The sequence below is a fragment of the Sphingomonas sp. genome (assembly GCF_019242355.1).
Lineage (GTDB): Bacteria > Pseudomonadota > Alphaproteobacteria > Sphingomonadales > Sphingomonadaceae > Sphingomicrobium.
This window is the reverse complement of the sequence record NZ_JAFAVR010000133.1, coordinates 1-4,825: the sequence shown is the minus strand read 5'-3', so window position 1 is coordinate 4,825 and position 4,825 is coordinate 1. Positions and strand designations below refer to the sequence as shown.

Genomic DNA, 4,825 nt, shown 5'->3' with positions numbered 1-4,825 from the left:
TCGCGGAGGTGAAGTCCGCCGATCAGATTGCGACCCGCCGGCTTCAGCTCGCGGCCTCGGATGGCGGCACGCCGATGTTGCTCTATCGCCGGCACCGCACGCGTGACCGCTGTCCGTTTCAGCAGCCCTCGTCGGCCTGCACACGCTGGCGAATTGGCTGCGTATCATCGGGCAAGCTGCCCTATGCCGGCGTCGGCCGTCCGCGCTGGTCGGTGGAGCTGATCCGCCAGCGAAACGGCAATCCTTTCTCCCTCGAACTCGACGCATGCGATGACCAGGGTCGCCTCGCTCTACCTGCCCCAGCTCGCCATCGAGCGGCTGCGGCGGTCGGAGCGGCCAGCCAAGCCGCCTGAGGCGCTGCCGGTCTCCCTCCAGCCACGGTTCGCGACGGCGCCGGTATATTCTGGCGACGACGACCCCGGCGCCTGCTCGGTCCCGCGCGGGGGCGGTTGGCGGCCAGGGGCGCGCTGGGCGCGCGACGATGCGCTGTCGTCGAAGCCGACTCAGACGGAGATCGACGCGCTGCCTGCCCACCAGCGGCCACCCAACCGGATGCTCGGCCGGCGAAGCGAACCCGCGGACCACCCCTTCAAGGCCATGCCTCCTGATGAGGGCGCACCCGGGCGCGCGCCGATCCTGCCAGCGCCTACGGTCGCGGCGTGGGAGCGCCCGACCGTGCTGATCGATCGTGTTGGCCAGAAGGACGTGCTGACCGCCGCCTGTCCCCTGGCGCTCGATCTGGGCCTTCGCCCCGGCATGGTCGCGGCGCATGCCCGCGCGCTCGTTGCCGACCTTGATATACGCGAGTCCGAGCCGGACAAGGATCGTATCTGGCTTGATCGCCTCGCGCTCCACGCGGTCGCGCATTGGACGCCCACCGCCAGCGTTGCCGGATCGGACGGTCTCTGGCTCGACCTCACCGGCGCCAGCCACCTGTTCGGCGGCGAAGCGCGCTTCTGCGGCCGGCTGCTCCGCTTCCTCCGCCGCCTCGGGTTCACCGCCTCGATCGCTATCGCCGGCACGCCGGGTGCCGCGCATGCGCTGGCGCGCTACGGCGGCCAGCCGGTCCTGATCCTCCCTCCCGGCGCCGAGGCACAGGCGATCGCCGACCTGCCGCTAGTCGCATTGCGCCTCACCGCCGAGGCGCTGACCGCCGGCGCGCGGTTCGGACTGGAGCGAATCGCCGACCTCTATCCGATGCCGCGCGGCCCGCTCGCTCGCCGGTTCGGCATGATGACGGTCACGCGGCTCGACCAGGCGCGGGGCATCGTCGCCGAGCCGATCATCCCCGTGGTGCCTTTCGAGACGCCACGGGTCGAGCGGCGGCTGATGGAGCCGATCGGCACCGCCGAGGCGATCGGCCAGGTCATTGGCGATCTCGTCGAGGATATGGTGGGCGTGCTCGAGATGCGTGGCCTCGGCCTGCGCGCCGCGGTACTCGTCTGCGTCCGCGTTGATGGGGAAGAGCAAAGGATCGCGTTCGGCACGGCGCGGGCGACGCGTGATCCCAAGCATCTCACCCGCATGCTGACGATGCGGGTGGAGCGGATCGATCCTGGCCTTGGCATTGAAGCGATGACGCTGGTCGCGCCACGCGTCGAGAATCTGCTGCCTGTCTCGCTCGGTGGCGGCCTGATCGACGGCGATCGGCCTCCCGACATTGCGCCGCTTGTCGATCAGCTCGCCGGCCGCGTCGGCGATGCCGGCCTGTTTCGGGTGGGTGCCCAGGAGAGCGACGTGCCCGAACGTGCGGTCGATCGCGTCGGCGTTCTCGCCACGCCATCGGGCTGGCCGGCATGGAAGCGCCCGGTGCGGTTGCTGCGTCGCCCGGAGCAACTGGCCAACGTGGTTGCGCTGCTGCCCGACCATCCGCCCCGCCGATTCGGATGGCGGGGCCGCAGCTACCGTGTCGTCGCGGGCGATGGGCCTGAACGGATCCATGGGGAATGGTGGCGACGTCCGGGCGAGATGTGGGCGGTCCGCGACTATTTCCGGGTCGAGGCCGAGAGCGGCGAACGCTTCTGGCTGTTCCGTCGCGGCGATGGCGTCGAGGCTCCGACGGGCGACCTCAGCTGGTACATGCACGGGCTGTTCGGCTGATGACTCGCGCAACGACCTACGTCGAGCTTCAGGTCACGAGCCATTTCTCGTTGCTGCGCGGGAGCAGCTCGCCGGAGGAGCTGTTCGCCGCTGCCAAGCTCTTAGGGCATGACACGCTCGGCCTGGCGGATTGGGGCACGGTTGCGGGCGTCGTCCGCGGCTGGGATGGGCAGAAAGCCACGGGCGTCAGGATGATCGCTGGCGCGCGCGTTGATCTGACCGATGGTCGCGCGCTGCTGCTGTACCCATCCGATCGCCGCGCCTGGTCGCGGCTGACGCGGCTCCTCTCGGTCGGCAAGACGCGCGGCGGCAAGGGGCGCTGCGTCCTCGACTGGAGCGATGTCGCAGCCCACGCCGACGGGCTGATCGCTATCCTCGTACCTGATCTGTCGGATGCCGTGACGGCGGCGCACTTGGCCGAACTGCGCACGCTGTTCGGCGAGCGCGGGTATCTCGCGCTCACACTGCGGCGCCGGCCTGATGATACCGAGCGGCTTCATCAACTTGACGCGCTGGCGCGCTCGGCGGCCGTGCGCAGCGTCGCTACGGGAGATGTGCTCTATCACGCGCCCGAAGCCCGGCCGCTCCAGGACGTGATGACCGCGATCCGGTTGAAGACGACGGTCGACGCCCTCGGCTTCAAACGCGAGCGGTTCATGGACCGCAATCTGAAGTCGCCGGCCGAGATGGAACGCCGGTTCGCCGACTTCCCCGACGCGATCCAGGCAAGCGCCGATATTGCGGGCGCCTGCCACTTCGATCTGGGCGAGATCCAGTATCAATATCCCTATGAGCAGGTCATGGCCGGTCGCACCGCGCAGGAGGCGTTGGCGGCGCTGACCGAAGTGGCGGCGGCACGGATGTTCCCGGATGGTCTGCCGCAGGCCTATCGGGATCAAATCGACCATGAGCTGAAGCTGATCGCGCAGCTCGGCTACGCGCCCTATTTCCTGACGGTCAATGCGATCGTCGCCGAGAGCCGGCGGCGCGGCATCCTGTGCCAGGGGCGCGGATCGGCGGCGAACAGCTGTGTCTGCTATATGCTCGGCATCACGTCGATCGATCCGATCCAGCACGAATTGCTGTTCGAGCGGTTCGTCTCAGGCGAGCGCAAGGAGCCGCCCGATATCGACGTCGACTTCGAGCATGAGCGCCGTGAAGAGATCATACAATGGATCTACGAGACCTACGGCCGTCACCGCTCGGCGCTGACCGCGGTCGTCACCCGCTATCGCACGCGAGGCGCCGTGGCCGAGGTCGGCAAGGCGCTCGGCCTGCCGCGCGACCTGACCAAGATGCTGACGGGCCTCGTCTGGGGCTGGTCGGTCGACGGCATCACCGAGGAGCAGATCGCCAGCCTCAACCTCAACGCCGAGGATCATAGGCTCAAGCTGACGCTCCAGCTCGCCCGGCAGCTGATCGGTCAGCCCCGCCATCTTTCGCAGCATCCGGGCGGCTTCGTGCTGACCCAGGACCGGCTCGACGATCTCGTGCCGATCGAGCCGGCGCGGATGGAGGACCGCCAGATCATCGAATGGGATAAGGACGATATCGACGCGCTCAAGTTCATGAAGGTCGACGTGTTGGGCTTAGGCATGCTCGGCTGCATGAACCGCGCCTTCAATCTGCTCGAGCAGGAGAAGGGCGTGCGCGTCGGCATGGCCGATCTGCAAGACGACGATCCCGACGTCTACGCGATGATCCAGAAGGCAGATACGCTCGGCGTCTTCCAGATCGAAAGTCGCGCGCAGATGTCGATGCTGCCGCGCATGAAGCCGACCCGGTTCTACGATCTCGTGATCGAGGTCGCTATCGTGCGACCGGGCCCGATTCAGGGCGACATGGTGCATCCCTATCTTCGTCGCCGTGAAGGCAAGGAGAAGCCGGAATACCCGCGGCCCGAACTGCGCGCCGTGCTCGAAAAGACCTTGGGCGTGCCACTCTTCCAAGAGCAGGCGATGAAGGTCGCGATCGTCGGCGCCGGCTTCACGCCGGCCGAGGCTGATCAGCTCCGCCGCGCGATGGCGACGTTCAAGCTGACCGGCGGGGTCAGCCATTTCTATGACAAGCTGGTCAACGGAATGATCGCGCGCGGCTATCCGAAGGACTTTGCAGAGCGCACCTTCAAGCAGATCGAGGGGTTCGGCTCCTACGGCTTTCCCGAGAGCCATGCCGCTTCGTTCGCCAAGATTGCGTATGCCAGCTGCTGGGTGAAGCATCATCATCCCGACGTGTTCTGCGCGGCGCTGCTTAATGCGCAGCCGATGGGCTTCTACGCGCCCGCGCAGATCGTCGCCGATGCGCGTAAGCATGGCGTCGCAGTGCGGCCAGTCTCGATCAACCACAGCCATTGGGACTGCACCCTCGAACGCACCAACGGGCGGTATATGGCCGTGCGGCTCGGCATGCGGCAGGTTCGCGGACTGGCCAATGTCCATGGCGCCGCGATCGTCGGCGCGCGTGGGCCTGGGGACTATGGCAGCGTCGAGGAAGTCTGGCGCCGGGCGGGTGTTCCGCGCGGGGCGATCGAGCGGCTGGCGGAGGCCGACGCGTTTCATGTGATCGCAGAGGACCGGCGGCAGGGCCTATGGAAGGTCAAGGGGCTCGGCGAAGCGCCGTTGCCACTGTTCGCGGCGGCGGACGAGCGCGAGGCGCAATTCCCGCCGGAAGGGCTGGAGCCCGCCGTTGCGCTCCGGCAGATGAGCGAGGGCCGCGAGGTCGTCGA

The 4,825-nt window shown here is 67.9% G+C and carries 2 protein-coding genes and 1 pseudogene; all 3 read left to right on the top strand.

Annotated features, from left to right (window positions below; translation table 11 throughout):
- Positions 1 to 353, top strand: a pseudogene (locus JOZ79_RS06305) (protein ImuA); the annotation flags it as partial.
- The gene (locus JOZ79_RS06300) at positions 271 to 2,100 is read left to right on the top strand and encodes a DUF6504 family protein (protein WP_366514798.1); all 1,830 of its coding nucleotides are present in this window, start codon (positions 271 to 273) and stop codon (positions 2,098 to 2,100) included. The pseudogene JOZ79_RS06305 and the gene JOZ79_RS06300, both read left to right, overlap by 83 nt.
- On the top strand, positions 2,100 to 4,825 hold a 2,726-nt coding region (locus JOZ79_RS06295; RefSeq protein WP_294072110.1), incomplete at its 3' end, for an error-prone DNA polymerase. The genes JOZ79_RS06300 and JOZ79_RS06295, both read left to right, overlap by 1 nt.